The following is an 18138-nucleotide window of genomic DNA, read 5'->3' as shown; positions in this document are numbered from 1 at the left end:
TACTAACAATATTAGTGCTGCGACAAACTTTGGCAGCATGCTTGTGTTAAATTAATAACCAATTGAAATTAACTTAACGTAATGGGTTCTAAATATTTCCAGGTAGGGCAGGGCGTGTGGGGCATGCGCCTGTACTTCGTAAACATATACATGATAGCTAACCGCCGTGGCAACGGCAAAGGTTGGGTACTGGTTGATACCGGTGTAAAAGGTTCTGCAAACAAGATCATCGATATGGCTGAGAGCTTGTTTGGCTTGGGTACCAAGCCTACAGCAATTGTACTTACACACGGCCATTCAGATCACTCCGGTTCGCTTAAAGAACTTTTACGGTATTGGGACGTGCCGGTTTATGTGCACCCTTTAGAAGTGCCGTATTTAACCGGACGCTCATCATACCCGCCGGCTGATGCTACTGCAGGTGGTGGTTTGATGACTCTTATCTCGTGGATGTGGCGCACGAGCCCTATCAACGTAAGCCGTAACCTGCGCGAAATAGACCCTTATGATGGCATACCGGAATTGCCGGAATGGAAAGTGATCCATACACCCGGCCATACGCCGGGGCATATTTCACTATTCTTCCCGCTCAATACTACCTTGATTGCCGGTGATGCGTTCACCACCACCCGCACCGAATCTGCAGTGTACACGCTCAGTTACATGAAAAAGCTCAGCGGACCGCCAAAGTACTTAACAACCGACTGGTATGCCGCCGCGCGTTCTGTACGTAAACTGGCTTCGTTGCAGCCGCGTATTGTGGCTACGGGGCATGGGCCGGTAATGCGCGGGCGCGAGTTACTGACCGCGCTAAGTTTCCTTGCCAACCGTTTTGAGGAACTGGCCGTACCTAAGGATGGCCGCTATGTTGGCCATAGTGCTGTGGCCGATGAGAATGGTGTGCGCTACATTCCACCATCAAACGGCGACCCGAAATTGACCGCAGGCGTTGCTTTTGCAGCATCAGTTGCAGCATTTTTGCTGGTGCGCAGGTTTTGGTAAGTAATATTAGCTTACTTTTACCGCGTGGAAGATCTAACACCAAACCCGCAGATACTGATAGATATTGTAAACACCCGCATGCCTTTCGGTAAGTATCAAAACCAATTGCTCTGCGATCTTCCGGTGTATTATCTCGAGTGGATGCACAGCCGTGGCGGTTTTCCGCCGGGTAAGCTGGGGATGATGCTGAGTACCGTTTTCGAGATTAAAACCAACGGGGTGGATAAAATACTGCGCGAGATAAAAGCGAGATACAGTCGGGTAAGCTGAAATATCAAACACTGAATTTCGAATGTAGAATGATGAAGTTGTAGCTTCTGATTTTTAATATCGAACTCTGAATTTCGATTTGAGGGTATCCAATGTATTACTTCGTTATTCAAAATTTAATATTCGGTGTTCGATATTAAACTGTAAAACAATAAAAGTATATCTTTAGCTTATAACCTGATTATAAGCCCTTATTGATGAAACCTCATTACCCCATTCTGGATGGATTGCGTGGCACTGCCGCTATTTTAGTAGTTATCTATCACCTTATGGAAGCCTATTTTGGCATTCCGGTGAATCACCCGATGCACCATGGCTATCTCGCTGTGGATTTTTTCTATTTGCTCTCGGGCTTTGTGGTGGCCTATGCCTATGACGACCGATGGGCACAGGGCATGACGATTAAACAGTTTTTCAAGATCCGCCTGGTGCGTTTGCATCCGCTGGTGATATTGGGCGTGCTGATAGGGGCAATAGCTTATTGGTTTGACCCATACACCAACATGGCGCATGGCTTAGGTATCTGGAAACTTATCGGTATCACACTGATAGGTTTTACACTGATCCCTTCGCCGGATGTGCGCGGATGGGGCGAAACACACCCGCTTGACGGACCCTGCTGGAGTTTACTGCAGGAATATATTGCCAACATTTTCTATGCAACCTTCGCCCGTAAATTATCAAAGACCGGTCTTTGGGCAATTGTTGTCATCGCTGCCATCGCTCTGATCTTTACTGCAGAGTGGCATGGCGACGTAGGCACCGGCTGGGGATATGATACCTTCTGGATAGCTTTTGTGAGGATGATGTTCCCGTTCTTTGCAGGCTTGTTATTGTACCGCTGCGGTAAACTCATTCGTATCCCTAACGCTTATGTGGTTTGTTCGCTGATACTGGTAGTGCTATTCTTTATGCCTACTTTCAGCAGGTTCAATGGCGTGTTTGAGGCAGCTTGTATCATCATTGCATTCCCCGTTGTAGTGGCAGCAGGCGCAAGCGGGCAGATCAAAGGCCGATGGGCAAAGCTCTGCAAATTCTCGGGTGATATATCTTATCCTATTTATATTACGCACTATCCGTTCATCTATATCTACACAGCTTGGGTAGCCACAAAAAAGCCCGATCCTATGCATCAGATCTTGCCGGTTGCCTTAGGGCTGTTTGTTTTCTTTATTGTGCTGGCTTACATAGCGCTTAAGTTTTATGACGAGCCGGTAAGGGCTTGGCTGAAGAAGCGGGTGTTAAATAAAGCAAATTAATTACTCCATCCATGTTTAACTTTTAAATAAATTACTAAAACCAAAAATTAAATCGCCTCGTAAGTCTGTTTGTATACCAAATAAGATCTATGAAGTCGGAGTTTGAGAAGAAAATTGAAAGTATTATTATCAATATAAGAATGCTGCGCGAGCGGCGTAATTATACTCAGGAATACATGGCTATGAAGATGCAATGCTCGCAAAATGCCTATTCAAAACTGGAATTGGGCTATTCTAAACTAACGGTAGAGAAACTGATGCAGGTTGCTGATGTATTGGAAGTTAGCGTGGGCGATTTAGTTAATCCGCAAAAGAATACCTCTTATAGTTTAATAGATAGAAATTAAAATTATCGTTTAAGGCAATGCCTCAACGCAGTTTTTTAGATCGGCGAGGCGTTGCCTTACGTTTTTTTGCAGGTTGCGGGTAACGTAACCTTTCAACAGGTTAAAAGGAAAACGCAATTGAAAAGAATAAATGAACATCACCTCGGTTTGTGCAGGTGCTAATTCTTTAAAATTCCATGAGCCTAAAAAAGAGCTGAACATATATGGCCCCCTGGTCATTTTAACAGCAGTAACTTTTGGTGGGTTAAAGGTTACGTATTCGGTTCCCATGCCCAGGCCATTGTGGGCTACACACCAGGCGCGTGCACCTTTGCCGGCTTCGGTAGCGCCATTTATCAAGTCGGCTTGTTTCAGAAATGTATCCCATTTAAGGCGGTTGCCATAGTCTTGTGTGTAATCGAATATCAGTTGCGCAGGCTGGTTGATGATTATCTTTTCTGAAAACTTAATGGCATCCATACCGGCTTACAGCTTATTAAACCAACCCTTTTTCCAAAAAACAAATAATTGTATCAGTGCCAGTGCCAGCATCCCGGCCAACGCTAAAACATAGCCGTGGTGGGCATAAAGCTCGGGCATGTTATCGGGGATGGTATGTCCGTGCTCGTCCTGCCTGCTGAAATTCATCCCATAAATACCGGCAATGAACGTAAGGGGGATAAAGATCACCGAGATGATGGTCAACACCTTCATGATCTCGTTCATGCGGTTGCTTACCATGCTCAGGTAAAGGTCAATGATGCTGCTGGTAACCTCTTTGTAACTCTCTACCATATCCATGGCCTGTATGCAATGGTCGTATGCATCGCGCAGGTATATCTTGGTTTCTTTGTTTATTTCAGGGTTTTCGCTGCGTATCATGTCGTTTATCTTGTCGCGCTCGGGCCAGCAGGCACGGCGGATGATGATGAGCGTACGTTTCAGTTGCTGGGCATCAAACATGATACTTTTATCGGCATGGTCGTACAGGCGGTCTTCGGTATCATCAATACGATCACCCAGTTGGGCAAGCAGCACAAAATAATTATCAAGGATGGTATCGGTAAGCGAGTACAGGATAAAGCCCGGCCCACCGGTACGTATCAAACCCTTGCCGGCCTTAAGGCGCGTTTTAACGGCTTCAAAATAATCGCTGTAGTCTTCCTCAAAGCTGATGAAGATATTATCTTTTACAATACCGCTAAACTGGCAGTTGGCCAGCTCGTTATTTTTATCAAGATATAGTATACGACTGGTGGCAAAAACGTAGCCTTCATACTCATCAAATTTAGGGCGTTGGTGGGTGTTTACGATATCTTCCAACACCAAATGGTTGATGTTAAGGAATGTGCCGATATCTTCCATCAGTTGCACATCGCCCAGGCCGTTTATTTTTATCCAGTGGGTATGGTCGGTACACTTGGCCATCTGTTTGGTGATGGTTTTCATATCCGTGCCCTTGCTGGTTTGCAGTTCGCTCTCGTTGAAAGAGAAAACCTCTATCTTAGGTTTCAGTGCATCCTCTGGTATATCGATAGTACCGGGCTGCGAGCCAACCTCGTACTTTCTGCGTTTGTGTTTATAGTGTACCCTGCCTGAGTATGATTTCATGTTTCTGCTTACAGATAATTTGCAGCTTGCGGCCCCTGGTTAAACAGCAGGTCAACAATGCTGAGGTTGGGCAAAAAGCCGTTCCGCTCTTCAAAAACCTGAAAATAGGGCTTTTGTTCTTTCGGTGGCTCAGCTTTAGCATTAAAGGCACTACGCAGATCGGTTAAGCCGGGGTATCCGGCCTCGTAAGTATCGGTAAAACTGATCTCCAGCTTGTTCTTCGTAAGGCGAAGCAGCAGTTCAAACAGTTCGCGGTTATAATCTAACAGGTAATCGTAACGTTTCTCGTAGAAAGGTGCAAAATCGGCCTCATAGTATTCAAAATAAGCCGAGCGGCGGTAACAGGCCTGCAGGCTCATCCAATGTAAGCGCTGCCATCTAAAATCGTAGCTTATCTTAACGTCCTTAGTTTTGGTGTGATTTTTTGAACCTTTTACCACCGGTACCACCAGGCTCAGCAAACCATCGGGCGAGTAGATATTTGCCCTGTTACGATAGGTTTGTTTTGGGAAATGTTCTTCCACATCAAACACAACATCGGGCTTAAAAGTATTAAGCCGGGTAAAATACTCAACCGGTGGAAGGTAGAACATAGGCAAAACAGCACCGTTAGCAATCATATATATTTTTTATGTTTGTGGCAAAATTGGGAAAAATGTTAAGAAAAGCGGCTTCGTGTGCGGGTATATTTTTTTTATACCTTATCTCGCTATTGCCTTTTTGGCTGCTTTATGGCATTGCCGACGTGCTTTACCTTATTTTATACCGCTTAGTTGGCTACCGTGTTAAGGTGGTACGCCAAAACCTGCAAAACGCTTTCCCCAACAGGAGCGAGGCCGAACGCCTTAAAATTGAGAAGCAATATTACCATTACCTTGCCGACTTAATGGTAGAAACCATTAAAATGATAACGGTTAGCGAAGCGCAACTGCGTAAACGCATGAAGCCAACCAATCCCGAAATGGTTGAACATTACTTTAGCAAGGGTAGGAGCATTATTGCGGCTGCCGGTCATTACTGTAACTGGGAGATGGCTGCGCTGGCTTTCGGGATGCTTACGGATGAGAAGCGTGTGATAGTTTACAAGCCGCTAAAAAACCAACAGTTTGATAATTTGTTCAACAAGGTGCGCGCCCGTTTTGGTGCCATACTGGTATCCATGAAGCAAACACTGCGCACCATGATCTCTATCAAAAACGAACTGAGCTTTAGTGTTTTGGTGAGTGATCAGACACCTAATATGCACGAGATAAACTATTTTACCACTTTCCTTAATCAGCCAACGGCAGTTTTTTTGGGGATTGAAAAGCTGGCGAAGATGATAGACGCCGTGGTGCTGTTTTACCGTATAGATCGTGTTAAACGTGGTTATTATACTTATACACTGGTGCCTTTGATAGAGGAACCAAAAAAAACTGAGGGCCACGAAATAACCGAGGCACACGTACAATATTTAGATAAACTGATACAGGAAAAGCCGCAGTACTGGCTGTGGAGCCATCGCCGGTGGAAATACAGGCCGGAAGATCTGAACTTATGACAAACACACCTAAAGTTGCCGTAGTAATATTGAACTGGAACGGCATCAAATACCTTCGCGACTTTTTGCCTTATGTGCTTGCGTCTACCTGGCCCAATCTGGATATTATTGTAGGAGATAATGCCTCAACTGATGAATCGGTTGCTTTTTTGCAGGGTAAATATCCGCAGATCCGTATTATTGAGAATAATGAGAATTATGGCTTTACCGGTGGCTACAACCGCGTTTTAGCGCAGGTAGAAGCCGACTACTATATCCTGCTGAACTCTGATGTAGAAGTGCAACCCGGCTGGATTGAACCGGTTATTGCTTTGATGGAAAGCGACGACAAAATTGCCGCTGCTGCGCCAAAGATCCTTGCCTACAATCAAAAAACACATTTTGAACACGCCGGTGCCGCCGGTGGGTTTATTGATAAGTTTGGCTATCCGTTTTGCCGTGGACGGATTTTTTACGAGATAGAAGAGGATAAAGGCCAGTACGATAAAACCGGCGAGGTTTTCTGGGCCACAGGTGCCGCCATGTTTGTGAAAAAGAAATACTGGGACGAAGCCGGTGGTTTCGACGAAAGCTTTTTTGCCCACATGGAAGAAATTGACCTTTGCTGGCGCTTAAAGAACATGGGTTACAAGGTAATGTACTGTGCCGAATCGATCGTTTACCATGTTGGCGGCGGTACGCTTAACTCCGAAAATCCTTTTAAAACATATCTTAACTTCCGTAACAACCTGTTACTGCTTAAGAATAACCTGCCTGCATGGCGTGCCTTCTGGATCATTAACCTGCGTTTTTGGATGGACCTGCTGGCGCTGGTGCGTTTCCTGATGGAAGGTAAGCGTAAAGACGCCTGGGCGGTAAGCCGTGCGCATCAAAACTTTGTAAGGCGGTTATTTAAGTCAAAAGTCAAAATTAAAAATTCAAAAAAAATAGAATTAAACAAGCCGCTTACGGGGATGTACTACAGAAGCATTGTTTGGGATTTCTTTTTCAAGAAGAAACACAAGTTTACTGAGCTCGGTATTAAGGAAGTAAAAAGTCAAAATTAAAAATTCAAAAGCTCAGCGCAATCAATATGTCATCAGATGTCCACGAGCATTTACGGTGTTGAACGTGAACACTCTTAGTATTTTAGAATTTACCAACTCAATAATTCTATAAATCACTAATTCAATAATTCAAAAGCAGGCTTTCTATCCCCAACCGGTAAGAATGCATGCCGAAACCTGCAATTACGCCTTTGCAGCTTGCAGCCAGCATAGAGTGATGGCGGAACTCCTCGCGTTTGTAAACGTTTGAGATATGCACCTCTATCACGGGCGTGTTAATGGCGGCAATGGCATCGGCAATGGCAATGGATGTATGGGTGTAGGCACCGGCATTCAAAACAATACCATCGTAACTAAAGCCAACTTCGTGCAATATATTTATAATTTCGCCCTCAACGTTGCTTTGAAAGTAGCTGATGGTAACGTCGGGGAAGTTCGTTTTCAGCTCAGCCAGGTAGCTTTCAAAATCAGAACTACCATATATAGATTTCTCGCGTACGCCAAGCAGGTTTAAATTTGGCCCGTTGATAATTTGTATATTCATTTGCTCAAACTTAGCTATAAAGCTTCAAAACTAAAATAATTTGGATTGGCCATCGGCAATAAAAGGATTTAAAACCTACCTGAAGCTCGAAAGATCGCTTGCCGGCAACTCCATTGAGGCCTATACCCGCGATATTGAAAAGCTGCACCAGTTTGCCGAAGCTGAGCGCTACGACCTGCAACCCGATAAATTTGCTCTTTCTGATCTGCGCGGATTTATCAACTGGATAAGTGAACTGGGCATGACGGCCACCTCACAAGCGCGGATCCTCTCGGGTATCAAAGCTTTCTATAAATTCCTGCTGATGGATGATGTGATACAAGCCGACCCGTCAGAGCTGCTGGAAATGCCCCGCATTGCCCGTAAGTTGCCGGATACGCTGAGTTATGAGGATATCCAGAATTTAATAGGCGCCATAGACCTATCCAAACCCGAAGGCGGCCGCAACAAAGCCATGCTGGAAGTTTTGTATGCCTGCGGGCTGCGTGTATCTGAGTTAACGGAACTCCGCTTATCTAATCTCTCGCTCGACCCCGACGATGAGTTTATTAAAGTAAAAGGCAAAGGCAGCAAAGAGCGGCTGGTGCCCATAGCACGCCAGGCCATAAAAGCCCTACAGATCTGGATAGAACAGATTCGAGTACATGTCGATGTCCAAAAAGGAGAGGAAGACCTGGTATTCCTTAACCGCCGCGGCAAAAGGCTAACCCGCGTGTATGTTTTCCTGCTAATAAAAGAATTAGCCGAAAGGATAGGGCTGAAGAAAAAGATTAGTCCGCATACCTTCAGGCATTCCTTTGCCACACATCTGGTTGAAGGCGGTGCCGACCTGCGTGCCGTACAGGAAATGCTGGGCCACGAAAGTATTACCACTACCGAGATCTACGCCCACTTAGACAGGCAATACTTGAAAAGTGTTATCACCGAGTATCACCCAAGGAGTTGATCAACATATGCTCCCGCAAGCGTCCCGCTTGTGGTGCGTTGTGTATAACCTATCTCAAATCCACAAGCGGAACGCTTGCGGGAGCGACAATTACCCAAGAAGTTAATCAACGTAATCACATCAATCAGCGGTCACAAAAAAAGGCCTGCCGAAGCAAGCCTTTTCATATTGGTAGGTATCAAGGTAATCCCTCAATCCTAAGAATCGTGGTTCTATTTAAGCAGCTCAGCCTTTACTGTATCCAAAATCTTAAACGATTCTGCAGTAGTAGGAGCCTCAGCGTAAACGCGCAATACAGGCTCGGTACCCGACGGGCGGATCATTACCCAAGTCTCATTCTCAAAGAAGAATTTAAAGCCATCCAGGTCTTCGGTACGCACAACTTTAAGGCTGCCGAACGTTTCGTATTTACCGTTTTTAGAATTGCTGATGATTTCTTGTTTCTTCTCTTCGGTAACGTGCAGGTCATAGCGCTCAACAGCGAATTTACCAACCACGTCGTAAATTTCCTGTACAAGATCTTTCAACGAGCGGCCGGTTTTGGCCATAAACTCCCATATCATCAAACCTATCCAAACGCCATCACGCTCAGGGATGTGACCGTTAACAGCAATACCGCCTGATTCTTCGCCTCCCACCATAAACTGTTTACCCGAGTTTACGATCAGGTCGCAAATGTATTTGAAACCTATTTTGGTTACGGTGTTGTTCAGCCCGTAAGCATCACATAGTTTTTGGATCTTGCTGGTACAAGAGAAGGTAGAATAAACCTCGCCGTTCTCGCCTTTAACTTTGTGCATGTAGTGGATCAGCAACAGCAAAATGTGGTGCGAATCAACAAAGTTGCCATCGCCATCATACAAACCAATACGGTCTGCATCGCCATCGGTAACTAAGCCGGATGCAATTTCACCTTCAGATAGCTTGATGAGTTGCTCAAACTCCTGCAGGTTACGCTGGATAGGCTCAGGTGCCTGTCCATCAAAGCCCGGGTTATAATCGGCATGCAGGAAAGTAATATCAGGGAACAGACGGCGCATTACATTTTGGCCGGCACCGTACATAGCATCGTAAGCCCATTGCAGTCCGCTATCGCGAATGGCAGGTATATCGAAGTTTTTCTCGGCATGTTCAACGTACATATCCTCAAGGTTAATGTACTCAACAAGGCCGTCGGTTACGTAGTCTGCAACAGTTTTCAGTTTCAGGTCTAAAGTGTCCGGTATCTGATTCTCTACTTTTTCAATATCATCAGGTGTGGCCGGGCCGCCGTAGAAAGCTTTGATTTTGTAGCCGTTGTACGCAGGCGGGTTATGGCTGGCCGTGATAATTATACCAGCCGATGAGCCTGTACGCACGGTACCCAATGAGATCATCGGGGTAGAAACAAACAGGTTTTCGGCACGATGAACTTTTATGCCCTGCGATGCCAGTACGCAGGTTGTAGCATCTGCAAACATAGGGCCGGCAAAGCGTGGATCGCAGCCAACCAGGGCAGACGGGTTTTCAAAATTGTCTTTAAGCCACAGTGCGGTAGCATAAGCTACGCGTTTAACGTTTTCAAGGGTAAAGTCGTCAGCAATGATAGCTCTCCAGCCATCCGTTCCGAATTTTATTTTAATCATTTTAAGTAGATAAGTGGTTTAAAATCCTATTTTTAGCGCCTCAAATATTGATACAAGAATATCAATCATTTATCGTAAACGAAAACAAATAATGAAAGTTTTAAAATTTGGCGGAACATCTGTGGGGAGTGCTGCCCGCATGCAAAAACTGCTGGATATTATAAACCCCGCCGAAAGGCAGATTGTGGTGCTTTCGGCTATGTCTGGCACTACCAATAGCCTGGTTGAGATAGGCCAGGCTTACCTTACCAGCGACAAGGCTAAAGCTGCTTACCTGATCAATGCTTTAAAAGATAAATACGAGGCCGTGATAAAAGAACTTTTCAGCAAGCCCGAATTTGCAGGACAAGCGAAAGAAGTTATCGACCACCATTTTGGTTTGTTAAGCGGTTTTGCTAACGATCTGTTTACGCCTATAGAAGATAAGATCATCCTTGCGCAAGGAGAGTTATTATCTACCACTTTATACCATATCTATCTGAAAGAGATCGGCGTGCAATCGGTATTATTACCGGCGCTCGATTTTATGAAGATTGATGAGGATAACGAGCCGGTTGTAGATTATATCACATCGCAGTTAACACCATTGCTGGACAAACATCCTGAGGTTAACCTGTTCATTACCCAGGGCTTTATCTGCCGTAATTCGTTCGGCGAAATAGATAACCTGCGCCGTGGCGGTAGCGATTATACTGCGTCGCTGATAGGAGCGGGCATCCGCGCCGAAGAGGTACAGATATGGACGGATATCGACGGTATGCATAACAACGATCCACGTATCGTAAACAATACCAAACCAATTGCCCAGTTATCATTTGATGAAGCGGCTGAACTGGCTTACTTCGGTGCCAAGATATTGCACCCGCAGAGTGTATTCCCTGCGCAGAAATACAAGATCCCTGTCCGTTTGCTGAATACCATGGATCCGCAGGCTGCAGGTACTTTAATTACAAACACCAGCGAAAAGGATAAGATAAAATCTATCGCGGCTAAAGATGGCATCACCGCTATCAAAATACAAAGCAGTCGTATGCTATTGGCGCATGGTTTTTTGCGCCGCGTGTTTGAGGTATTTGAGCGTTACCGCACCTCTATTGATATGATCACCACATCTGAGGTGGCGGTATCGGTGACTATTGATGATACCACTTACCTTGGCGAGATCACCAAAGAATTGGGCAGCTTCGGTACTGTAGAGGTGGATGTAAACCATACCATCATCTGCGTGGTTGGCGATTTTGCTGCCGAGAAGAACGGTTACGCGGCCAGAGTGCTGGATGCTATAAAACACGTACCTGTCCGCATGATATCTTATGGCGGCAGCGATCATAACCTATCGTTACTGGTTAAAACAGAAGAAAAAACAGAGGTTTTAAGAAGCTTGCACAGCAGGTTGTTTTAAGGAGCCTTACAGCGAACTATATAAAGCGTCATTGCGAGGAGCGAAAGCAACGTGGCAATCCCCGATATACAGAGCCGCTCTGTACACTGAGGATTGCCACGCTAACGCTCGCAATGACGTGATGGCAATTTTTGACTTACAATCATGTTCAATAACAATACCATACAGCGTTTCAAGGATATTGAAACACCTTTTTACTACTACGATCTTAACGTATTAAAAAACACGCTTGATGCGTGCCGCGATGCATCATCAAAATACAATTTCCATGTGCATTACGCCATGAAGGCTAACTTTAATCCTAAGGTGGTTGATATGGTGCAATCTTATGGTTTTGGTGCCGATTGCGTGAGCGGTAACGAGGTGAAAGCGGCTATTGAACATGGTTTTGATAAAGGTAAAGTGGTATTTGCCGGCGTTGGCAAATCTGATAAAGAGATCAACGCTGCTTTAGATGCAGATATCTTCTGCTTCAATGTAGAATCGGTGCAGGAACTGGAGATCATCAACGAGCTTGCCGCTGCTAAAAGCAAAGTTGCCGGTGTGGCTATCCGTATCAACCCAAATGTTGATGCGCATACGCACCATTTTATTACTACTGGACTGGATGAAAATAAATTCGGTATCAACACCTGGCAGTTGAATGAGGTTGCTGAGGCGCTACGCAGTCTTAAAAATATTAAATTCCTGGGTATCCACTTCCACGTAGGTTCGCAGATAACCGATATGGAAGTTTACCGTAACTTGTGCACCCGCATCAACGAAATAGGCGAGTGGTTTGAGGATCGCGGCTTTGCCATAAAAGTATTAAACGCTGGCGGCGGCTTAGGTGTTGATTACTACAATCCCGATACCAATATCCCTGATTTTAAAAGTTACTTCGAGGTGTTCAGCAAGTTCCTGAATGTTAAACCAGGCCAGGAAGTACATTTTGAATTAGGTCGTGCTTTGGTAGCTCAATCTTCATCATTGATTGCGAGGGTGCTTTATGTAAAGAATGGCCAGAAGAAAAACTTCCTGATACTGGATGCCGGCATGACGGAACTGATGCGCCCGATGCTTTACCAGGCATATCATTCGATTCAGAACCTGACACAAGAATCAAGTATCAAGAATCAAGAAATCTCCAATTCTGGTGAGGCTATCAAATACGATGTTGTAGGCCCGATCTGTGAGAGTACAGATTGTTTCAGGAAAGATGTTGACCTGCCGCAATCATTCCGTGGCGATTTGATCGCTATCCGCACTGCAGGTGCCTATGGCGAGGTAATGGCATCAAACTACAACCTGCGCGATAAGGTGGAGAGTGTTTACTCAGAAACCATAGGTTAAGCCTAACTGAGAGGCGCTGTTAACGAAATTTCCGCTGAAAGCGCCGCTTAATCTTACCGTATACTGTTTATATCCCAAAGAAATGTTGGAGCCTACTGTGTGACCACTTCCGGTCTCGTCTGAGAGGTCGCGTTTTAATGGACTGCTCAAGGTGTTATTTACAAATGCTTTAACACCGATATTAAATGATGGCGATATGCGTGTAACAAACTCTGTAAATACACCCAATCCTATTAAATGGCTTTGGTTTGATGCGTTAACGCCCGGCATGCCGTAAACTGATCTGCGAAAATCCAGATATTGCCCGCTTTCGCGGATGTATGACAGGTCTACACCGAAACGCCAGTCGGTTATTCTTGTAGCTGTGTAAACTGACGCAGAACCGTTGAAGCCATATCCGCCAAAGGTTTTGGATGGGGTGTTCATCAAAGAATCGTACATACCTCTTTTATAGCTGCCGGTATATACCAAAGCACCATAACTAAAGTTAAAATGATTTAGGGTATTTGAGCGGTAAACATTCAGTAATCCACTCTTTAAATCGCCCTGGCCGTTTGCGCCGCCCTGGTTAAGATAAGTGCCCGAGGCATAGAAACGGTTGCGCACACTGTCTTTTGAATGTGGCTTAACCATATATTGTATATCATTCTGATACAAAGCAGGGGCATAATATCGCGTTGAGCATGAACTGACTGCAAACGCAACGAATAACAGGACGGGAATGCAAAATTTCACAAGGCTTGGTTTTATTGAGAGAAAGATAGGTAAATAATTCAAGTTAAGTTAAATTGTGTTTTATTCCTTAAAGCTCTGCTTTAAAACAAACCGGAGTATAACCTATTTACGTATACTAAGCTATTGCAGTATTTGATAAATGTGCAGCAAACATTTTAAGCGATATGATGTATAATAAACGTAATTGCACAAACGTAAACAGCATCACCTACACCGCATGAATTATACGGAGCAACAAAGGCTTACGGCTGTTGACAGATTTAGAGAGCTTGACGCCAATATTACTGCCGATCTGAACGAACTGGTTAATCTGGTCGCCGAAATTTGCGAAGCACCTGTTGCCCTGGTAACTTTGCTTGATGAAAGTACCCAGTGGTTTAAAGCCGCTGTAGGTACCGAGATTGATTGTACCGACAGGCAAATTGCTTTTTGTAATACTACCATCACCGCAAACGGGCTCTACATTATTCCAGATACTTTAAACGATATCAATTTTAAGAACAACCCACTGGTTACCGGTGCGCCCCATGTACGTTTTTATGCTGGTGCAACTCTGGTTACTAAAGACGGTTTTGCCATAGGCAGCCTTTGCGTGGTTGATACAAAGCCGCGTGAGTTGAATGCTCATCAGCAAAAAACTTTAAAGGTGATGGCCAAACAGGTAGTACACCTGATGGAACTTAACTGGAGCCTTAGCACGCTTGAAGAGAAACATCGGATAGAGCAGGAGCAGAGTGTAGCCATAACCGAATCTGAACTGAAGCTGAAGGCTATTTTTGATAGCTCAAACGATATGCACTTGTTAGTTGATAACAACTTTGAGGTGATAGCCTTTAATCGTTCGGCAGAAGCCTTTGTGATGCAGAATTATCACCATTCGTTGATGCACCGCGATAATATATTGGATTATACCGATCCTGACATTTTGAGCCAGTTTAAAAAGTGTTTTAAAATGGCACTTGCAGGCCGGGCTATTAAACGCGAGTGGATGATGATGGCCGGCACACCTAACGCTTGCTGGAAAATTACCACTTTTATCCCCGTAAAGAACAACGCCGATGAAATTATAGGCGTGGCGCTAAGCTCTGCAGATATTACCCGCCACAAAAAGCAGGAAGCCTATATCAATGTACAAAATGAGGCGCTTCGCAGGATAGCACTGATCCAGTCGCATGAGTTGCGCCGCCCGGTGGCATCGTTACTGGGTATTATGGATCTGATAAAAATGGAGAACATTACTTTCAACTATTTTGATCTGATGGAAGTGACCGTTAATGAGCTGGATGAGAAGATACGCGGTATTGTAAAAGACTCTGAGAATACCCTTGGCGGCCGCCACCTGTCTGTAGTAGCCTGATGTTAATTTGATGTAACCTTGTATGTGCGTTTTAAGCATTTGCTAATAATGCCAACTATTATGCATACCTTGCGCGCTTTAATAATTATTATAATGCAAAAACAAGGAACAGTTAAATTTTTCAATGAAACAAAAGGTTTTGGTTTTATTGTACCAGAAGATGGTGGCCAGGACATTTTTGTTCATTCAACAGGCCTTATAGACGAAGTTCGTGAGAACGATAAAGTTGAGTACGAGGTTGAAAACGGCCGTAAAGGCTTAAATGCCGTAAACGTAAAAGTAGTTTAATTATATATCATATAAAAAGATTACAAAACAGAACATCCGCCCCTTAAAGGCGGATGTTCTTGTTTTATGCCTAATCGTTACCACTAAGCCAAAAGGCTGCCGCGCCAACGGCTATTATTGCAAAAACGATCATGATTGATATATCAATTGTACGGCGTATGGTGCGGTGTACTATATCTTCGCGGCGGTTTATCTGCGGAAATAGCCAGTATTTTAAGATAAACAGTACAACGGCCACAATTAAGGCTACTAAAAAGAATACTTTTCTTAAATGCAGATCCTGCATTTTATAAACAAAATCATTCCAGCTCATTGTATACCCCAACAACTATAACTTTTGTTTTGTGTGAAATTTAAATACAAATGCAGGTTGTGAACTTAACTATTTAAAAATTATTTAAACACAGCGGTATGGTATTTGTTACTTAGATACAAATTCGTCTACTAAAAAGTAACATTTATGAAAGATCAAGCAAAAGTAATAGCAGCATTATTAGTTGGTGCTGCAGCGGGCGCCGCATTAGGTTTATTATTGGCTCCGGAAAAAGGTGAAGATTTACGCGGCGACATTGCTGATTACGTAAACGACCTTGTAAACAAAGCGAAAGACAAAGCGCAAAACACTGCCGACAGCGTTAAAAGTTACAGCAACAACGTTGTTGATAATGTAAAGCAAAAGTTTAATGGCGCTGTAAGCGATGCAAAAGACGCTTACGAAAACGTTAAAGATAAGGCTCAAAGCTATGCCGAAAACGGTTATGATGATGCTAAATCAAAAGTAAAAGGCACAGCTAACGATTGGAATAATTCAGTGCAAAACGCCTGAAGGTATAACTGAAGAGAAGAAAAAGCCCGGCCATAACGCCGGGCTTTTTTGTTTTACGGTTTTTATTGCAGAGTCGCTTTAATCATCCGATCGCGACTGCTCATGTCTTGCCGCAGTTCTATATCGGTAAAGCCTTTTGAGGCCAACATATCAATGGTGTGCTGCCCGTAAGCTTCATTTATCTCGAAGTATAAATGCCCCTTTTGTACAAGGTTTTGTACAGCAAAATCGGCAATAGTGCGATAGAATATTAATGGATCTTCCTGGGTTACAAATAAAGCCGTGTGCGGCTCAAAATCGGTAACATTGGTATGCATCTGCAATTTATCAGACGGTGTTACATAGGGCGGGTTGCTTACAATAATATCATATCGGCTATTTATAGGTTGATAAGTATCCTGACTCAGTATATCCACTTCAAAGAAACTAACATCAACGTCGTTTATCAAAGCGTTCTCTTTGGCTGTTTTCAAAGCATCCGCAGAAATGTCAATAGCGCTAACATCAGCATCGCGCAAATTCTTTTTCAGAGTAATAGGAATACATCCCGTCCCTGTGCCGATATCCAATATCCGCAAAGCTTTTTGAATTTTGAATTTTGAATTTTGACTTGTCTCAAGGATCCATGATACCAGTTCTTCGGTTTCCGGGCGGGGGATAAGCGTTGCAGGGGTCACTAAAAAGCTAAGGCCGTAAAATTCTGCCGTGCCTAAAATATACTGTACAGGTTTGCCGGTTTTTAATTCTTCAAGAATAGGGTAGAGTTTTTCTAAAGCTTCGGCAGTTATGTCATCGTTATCAAAAGCTTTGATACTGGCACGCGACAAACCGGTTAGTTCTTCTAACACCAGCATGGCAATAGCCTCGGCTTCGCGCGGGTCATAAAGGTTCTGCAGGCCATCCTTAAAGGATAAAAACACATCCTTAATAGTTTTCATGCAACAAAGTAACATAAAAGCTACTTTTGCACAATGGCATCACCTCAAATATACATGCAGCGTTGTTTGCAACTGGCCTCTTTGGGCGCCGGTTCTGTTAGTCCGAACCCTATGGTGGGTGCCGTTATTGTTCATGATGGCAAGATAATAGGCGAGGGCTATCATCAAAAATATGGCGAAGCCCATGCCGAGGTGAATGCCGTTAAAATGGTGACAGACAGGTACACTAACGTAGATGAGTTGCTGAAAAGCTCAACTATCTATGTATCGCTTGAGCCTTGTGCGCACTATGGCAAAACACCACCATGTGCCGATCTGATCATCAAACACCAGATACCCAGTGTAATAGTAGGCTGCCGCGATCCATTCCCTGAAGTGGATGGTAAAGGGATTGAAAAATTGCAGGCAGCAGGTGTAGAAGTTACTGTTGGTGTGTTAGAGGCAGAAAGCCTGCATCACAACCGCCGCTTTTTTACAAGGGTACAAAAACATCGCCCGTATATTATTTTAAAATGGGCTCAAACCGCCGATGGTTTTTTTGCCCCCGACGATGGCACGCAACACTGGATAACCGGCCCCGAAAGCCGCAAACTGGTACACCAGTGGCGCGCCGAAGAAGATGCCATTTTGGTAGGTAAGAACACCGTGCTGGCAGATAACCCGCAGCTGAATGTTCGTTACGCCGAAGGTAGTTCGCCTAAGCGTGTAGTGATAGACAGGCACCTGGAGCTGGACAAAAATTCTCACGTATTTGATAAGACAGTAGAGACATTTGTTTTCAATGCAGAAAAGTTTGATGTTGATGACAATATCAAACATATACAGCTGGAAGATTTTGATAATTACGTGCCGCAATACATTATGTTTCAGTTGTATCTTCAAGATATTCAGTCTGTTATAATAGAAGGCGGAGCTAAAACTTTACAAGCTTTTATTGATGCAGGCTTGTGGGATGAGGCAAGGATATTTACAGGGCCATCAACCCTTGGTAAGGGCATAAGGGCGCCATTCATTAGCGGCAAAAATGAAAGTAGCCAAACAATTGGCAATGATAATTTACAGATATTTACCAATCACCTATAAATCCCCAT

The 18138-nt window shown here is 44.2% G+C and carries 21 protein-coding genes; 13 read left to right on the top strand and 8 right to left on the bottom strand.

Going from position 1 to position 18138, the window contains the following annotated elements:
- Window positions 1-81: 81 nt before the first annotated feature.
- The 4 genes from D0C36_RS02600 to D0C36_RS02585 all read left to right on the top strand — a co-directional run bounded on the left by D0C36_RS02600 (window position 82) and on the right by D0C36_RS02585 (window position 2878).
- Window positions 82-1002 (top strand): MBL fold metallo-hydrolase, encoded by a 921-nt coding sequence (locus D0C36_RS02600; RefSeq protein WP_117390022.1) that lies wholly within the window; start codon window positions 82-84, stop codon window positions 1000-1002.
- A gap of 24 nt (window positions 1003-1026) precedes the next feature.
- Window positions 1027-1272, top strand: a complete 246-nt coding sequence (locus D0C36_RS02595) for a DUF3820 family protein (RefSeq protein WP_117390021.1) — start codon at window positions 1027-1029, stop codon at window positions 1270-1272.
- A 197-nt stretch (window positions 1273-1469) separates the two neighbouring features.
- On the top strand, window positions 1470-2531 hold the full coding sequence (locus D0C36_RS02590) for an acyltransferase family protein (protein WP_117390020.1): 1062 nt from the start codon (window positions 1470-1472) through the stop codon (window positions 2529-2531).
- 89 nt (window positions 2532-2620) lie between these two features.
- The gene (locus D0C36_RS02585; protein ID WP_117390019.1) at window positions 2621-2878 is read left to right on the top strand and encodes a helix-turn-helix domain-containing protein; all 258 of its coding nucleotides are present in this window, start codon (window positions 2621-2623) and stop codon (window positions 2876-2878) included.
- A 9-nt stretch (window positions 2879-2887) separates the two neighbouring features.
- Here D0C36_RS02585 and D0C36_RS02580 read toward each other — a convergent pair whose 3' ends face one another.
- The 3 genes from D0C36_RS02580 to D0C36_RS02570 are packed head-to-tail and all read right to left on the bottom strand — an operon-like array spanning window position 2888 to window position 5088.
- Window positions 2888-3337 (bottom strand): type II toxin-antitoxin system RatA family toxin, encoded by a 450-nt coding sequence (locus tag D0C36_RS02580; RefSeq protein ID WP_117390018.1) that lies wholly within the window; start codon window positions 3335-3337, stop codon window positions 2888-2890.
- Between the two features lie 6 nt (window positions 3338-3343).
- Window positions 3344-4468: a magnesium/cobalt transporter CorA gene (gene corA / locus D0C36_RS02575; RefSeq protein ID WP_117390017.1), complete on the bottom strand. Its 1125-nt coding sequence runs from the start codon at window positions 4466-4468 to the stop codon at window positions 3344-3346.
- 8 nt (window positions 4469-4476) lie between these two features.
- A complete protein-coding gene (locus D0C36_RS02570; RefSeq protein ID WP_117390016.1) occupies window positions 4477-5088 on the bottom strand; it encodes a WbqC family protein in 612 nt (203 codons plus the stop codon).
- A gap of 35 nt (window positions 5089-5123) precedes the next feature.
- Between D0C36_RS02570 and D0C36_RS02565 the strand changes: the two genes are divergently transcribed.
- Window positions 5124-6008, top strand: a complete 885-nt coding sequence (locus tag D0C36_RS02565) for a lysophospholipid acyltransferase family protein (RefSeq protein ID WP_117391336.1) — start codon at window positions 5124-5126, stop codon at window positions 6006-6008.
- Complete coding sequence (locus D0C36_RS02560) at window positions 6005-7054, top strand: glycosyltransferase family 2 protein (RefSeq protein ID WP_117390015.1); 1050 nt, start codon at window positions 6005-6007, stop codon at window positions 7052-7054. Before D0C36_RS02565 ends, D0C36_RS02560 begins: the two co-directional genes overlap by 4 nt.
- 121 nt (window positions 7055-7175) lie before the next feature.
- On the opposite strand, the gene aroQ is transcribed toward D0C36_RS02560, so the two are convergent.
- Window positions 7176-7598, bottom strand: coding sequence for a type II 3-dehydroquinate dehydratase (aroQ, locus tag D0C36_RS02555; RefSeq protein ID WP_117390014.1), 423 nt, complete (start codon window positions 7596-7598; stop codon window positions 7176-7178).
- Between the two features lie 40 nt (window positions 7599-7638).
- Here aroQ and xerD point away from each other — a divergent pair, with 40 nt between their 5' ends.
- On the top strand, window positions 7639-8544 hold the full coding sequence (gene xerD / locus D0C36_RS02550; protein WP_117390013.1) for a site-specific tyrosine recombinase XerD: 906 nt from the start codon (window positions 7639-7641) through the stop codon (window positions 8542-8544).
- A gap of 212 nt (window positions 8545-8756) precedes the next feature.
- Here xerD and D0C36_RS02545 read toward each other — a convergent pair whose 3' ends face one another.
- A complete protein-coding gene (locus D0C36_RS02545; RefSeq protein WP_117390012.1) occupies window positions 8757-10169 on the bottom strand; it encodes a phosphohexomutase domain-containing protein in 1413 nt (470 codons plus the stop codon).
- A 91-nt stretch (window positions 10170-10260) separates the two neighbouring features.
- Here D0C36_RS02545 and D0C36_RS02540 point away from each other — a divergent pair, with 91 nt between their 5' ends.
- Entirely contained in the window at window positions 10261-11571 is a 1311-nt protein-coding gene (locus tag D0C36_RS02540; RefSeq protein ID WP_117390011.1) for an aspartate kinase, read from the top strand.
- Between the two features lie 144 nt (window positions 11572-11715).
- Entirely contained in the window at window positions 11716-12903 is a 1188-nt protein-coding gene (gene lysA, locus D0C36_RS02535; protein ID WP_117390010.1) for a diaminopimelate decarboxylase, read from the top strand.
- Here lysA and D0C36_RS02530 read toward each other — a convergent pair.
- Window positions 12886-13536 (bottom strand): hypothetical protein, encoded by a 651-nt coding sequence (locus D0C36_RS02530; RefSeq protein ID WP_117390009.1) that lies wholly within the window; start codon window positions 13534-13536, stop codon window positions 12886-12888. The genes lysA and D0C36_RS02530 overlap by 18 nt on opposite strands.
- 319 nt (window positions 13537-13855) lie before the next feature.
- On the opposite strand from D0C36_RS02530, the gene D0C36_RS02525 reads away from it, so the two are divergent.
- Both D0C36_RS02525 and D0C36_RS02520 read left to right on the top strand, forming a co-directional pair.
- Window positions 13856-14995 (top strand): PAS domain S-box protein, encoded by a 1140-nt coding sequence (locus D0C36_RS02525; protein WP_117390008.1) that lies wholly within the window; start codon window positions 13856-13858, stop codon window positions 14993-14995.
- 93 nt (window positions 14996-15088) lie between these two features.
- Window positions 15089-15283 (top strand): cold-shock protein, encoded by a 195-nt coding sequence (locus tag D0C36_RS02520; RefSeq protein WP_117391335.1) that lies wholly within the window; start codon window positions 15089-15091, stop codon window positions 15281-15283.
- A 70-nt stretch (window positions 15284-15353) separates the two neighbouring features.
- Here the strand turns inward: D0C36_RS02520 and D0C36_RS02515 are convergent, their stop codons facing one another.
- Window positions 15354-15596: a hypothetical protein gene (locus D0C36_RS02515; RefSeq protein WP_117390007.1), complete on the bottom strand. Its 243-nt coding sequence runs from the start codon at window positions 15594-15596 to the stop codon at window positions 15354-15356.
- A 147-nt stretch (window positions 15597-15743) separates the two neighbouring features.
- Here D0C36_RS02515 and D0C36_RS02510 point away from each other — a divergent pair, with 147 nt between their 5' ends.
- Window positions 15744-16109 carry a YtxH domain-containing protein gene (locus D0C36_RS02510; RefSeq protein ID WP_117390006.1) on the top strand — a complete coding sequence of 122 codons (366 nt, stop codon included), beginning with the start codon at window positions 15744-15746 and terminating at the stop codon, window positions 16107-16109.
- A 62-nt stretch (window positions 16110-16171) separates the two neighbouring features.
- Here the strand turns inward: D0C36_RS02510 and prmC are convergent, their stop codons facing one another.
- Window positions 16172-17047: a peptide chain release factor N(5)-glutamine methyltransferase gene (gene prmC, locus D0C36_RS02505; protein WP_117390005.1), complete on the bottom strand. Its 876-nt coding sequence runs from the start codon at window positions 17045-17047 to the stop codon at window positions 16172-16174.
- A 33-nt stretch (window positions 17048-17080) separates the two neighbouring features.
- Here prmC and ribD point away from each other — a divergent pair, with 33 nt between their 5' ends.
- On the top strand, window positions 17081-18130 hold the full coding sequence (gene ribD / locus D0C36_RS02500) for a bifunctional diaminohydroxyphosphoribosylaminopyrimidine deaminase/5-amino-6-(5-phosphoribosylamino)uracil reductase RibD (RefSeq protein WP_117390004.1): 1050 nt from the start codon (window positions 17081-17083) through the stop codon (window positions 18128-18130).
- Window positions 18131-18138 lie beyond the last annotated feature (8 nt).

The organism is Mucilaginibacter conchicola, from assembly GCF_003432115.1.
Taxonomy (GTDB): domain Bacteria; phylum Bacteroidota; class Bacteroidia; order Sphingobacteriales; family Sphingobacteriaceae; genus Mucilaginibacter; species Mucilaginibacter conchicola.
This window is presented reverse-complemented; position numbering and strand designations above follow the sequence as displayed.

Coding starts and splice junctions, on each gene's coding strand:
- D0C36_RS02600 (WP_117390022.1), top strand. CDS start 82: ATGGGTTCTAAATATTTCCAGGTAGGGCAGGGCGTGTGGGGCATGCGC.
- D0C36_RS02590 (WP_117390020.1), top strand. CDS start 1,470: ATGAAACCTCATTACCCCATTCTGGATGGATTGCGTGGCACTGCCGCT.
- D0C36_RS02585 (WP_117390019.1), top strand. CDS start 2,621: ATGAAGTCGGAGTTTGAGAAGAAAATTGAAAGTATTATTATCAATATA.
- D0C36_RS02580 (WP_117390018.1), bottom strand. CDS start 3,337: ATGGATGCCATTAAGTTTTCAGAAAAGATAATCATCAACCAGCCTGCG.
- corA (WP_117390017.1), bottom strand. CDS start 4,468: ATGAAATCATACTCAGGCAGGGTACACTATAAACACAAACGCAGAAAG.
- D0C36_RS02570 (WP_117390016.1), bottom strand. CDS start 5,088: ATGATTGCTAACGGTGCTGTTTTGCCTATGTTCTACCTTCCACCGGTT.
- D0C36_RS02565 (WP_117391336.1), top strand. CDS start 5,124: ATGTTAAGAAAAGCGGCTTCGTGTGCGGGTATATTTTTTTTATACCTT.
- D0C36_RS02560 (WP_117390015.1), top strand. CDS start 6,005: ATGACAAACACACCTAAAGTTGCCGTAGTAATATTGAACTGGAACGGC.
- aroQ (WP_117390014.1), bottom strand. CDS start 7,598: ATGAATATACAAATTATCAACGGGCCAAATTTAAACCTGCTTGGCGTA.
- D0C36_RS02545 (WP_117390012.1), bottom strand. CDS start 10,169: ATGATTAAAATAAAATTCGGAACGGATGGCTGGAGAGCTATCATTGCT.
- D0C36_RS02540 (WP_117390011.1), top strand. CDS start 10,261: ATGAAAGTTTTAAAATTTGGCGGAACATCTGTGGGGAGTGCTGCCCGC.
- lysA (WP_117390010.1), top strand. CDS start 11,716: ATGTTCAATAACAATACCATACAGCGTTTCAAGGATATTGAAACACCT.
- D0C36_RS02530 (WP_117390009.1), bottom strand. CDS start 13,536: ATGGTTAAGCCACATTCAAAAGACAGTGTGCGCAACCGTTTCTATGCC.
- D0C36_RS02525 (WP_117390008.1), top strand. CDS start 13,856: ATGAATTATACGGAGCAACAAAGGCTTACGGCTGTTGACAGATTTAGA.
- D0C36_RS02520 (WP_117391335.1), top strand. CDS start 15,089: ATGCAAAAACAAGGAACAGTTAAATTTTTCAATGAAACAAAAGGTTTT.
- D0C36_RS02515 (WP_117390007.1), bottom strand. CDS start 15,596: ATGAGCTGGAATGATTTTGTTTATAAAATGCAGGATCTGCATTTAAGA.
- D0C36_RS02510 (WP_117390006.1), top strand. CDS start 15,744: ATGAAAGATCAAGCAAAAGTAATAGCAGCATTATTAGTTGGTGCTGCA.
- prmC (WP_117390005.1), bottom strand. CDS start 17,047: ATGAAAACTATTAAGGATGTGTTTTTATCCTTTAAGGATGGCCTGCAG.
- ribD (WP_117390004.1), top strand. CDS start 17,081: ATGGCATCACCTCAAATATACATGCAGCGTTGTTTGCAACTGGCCTCT.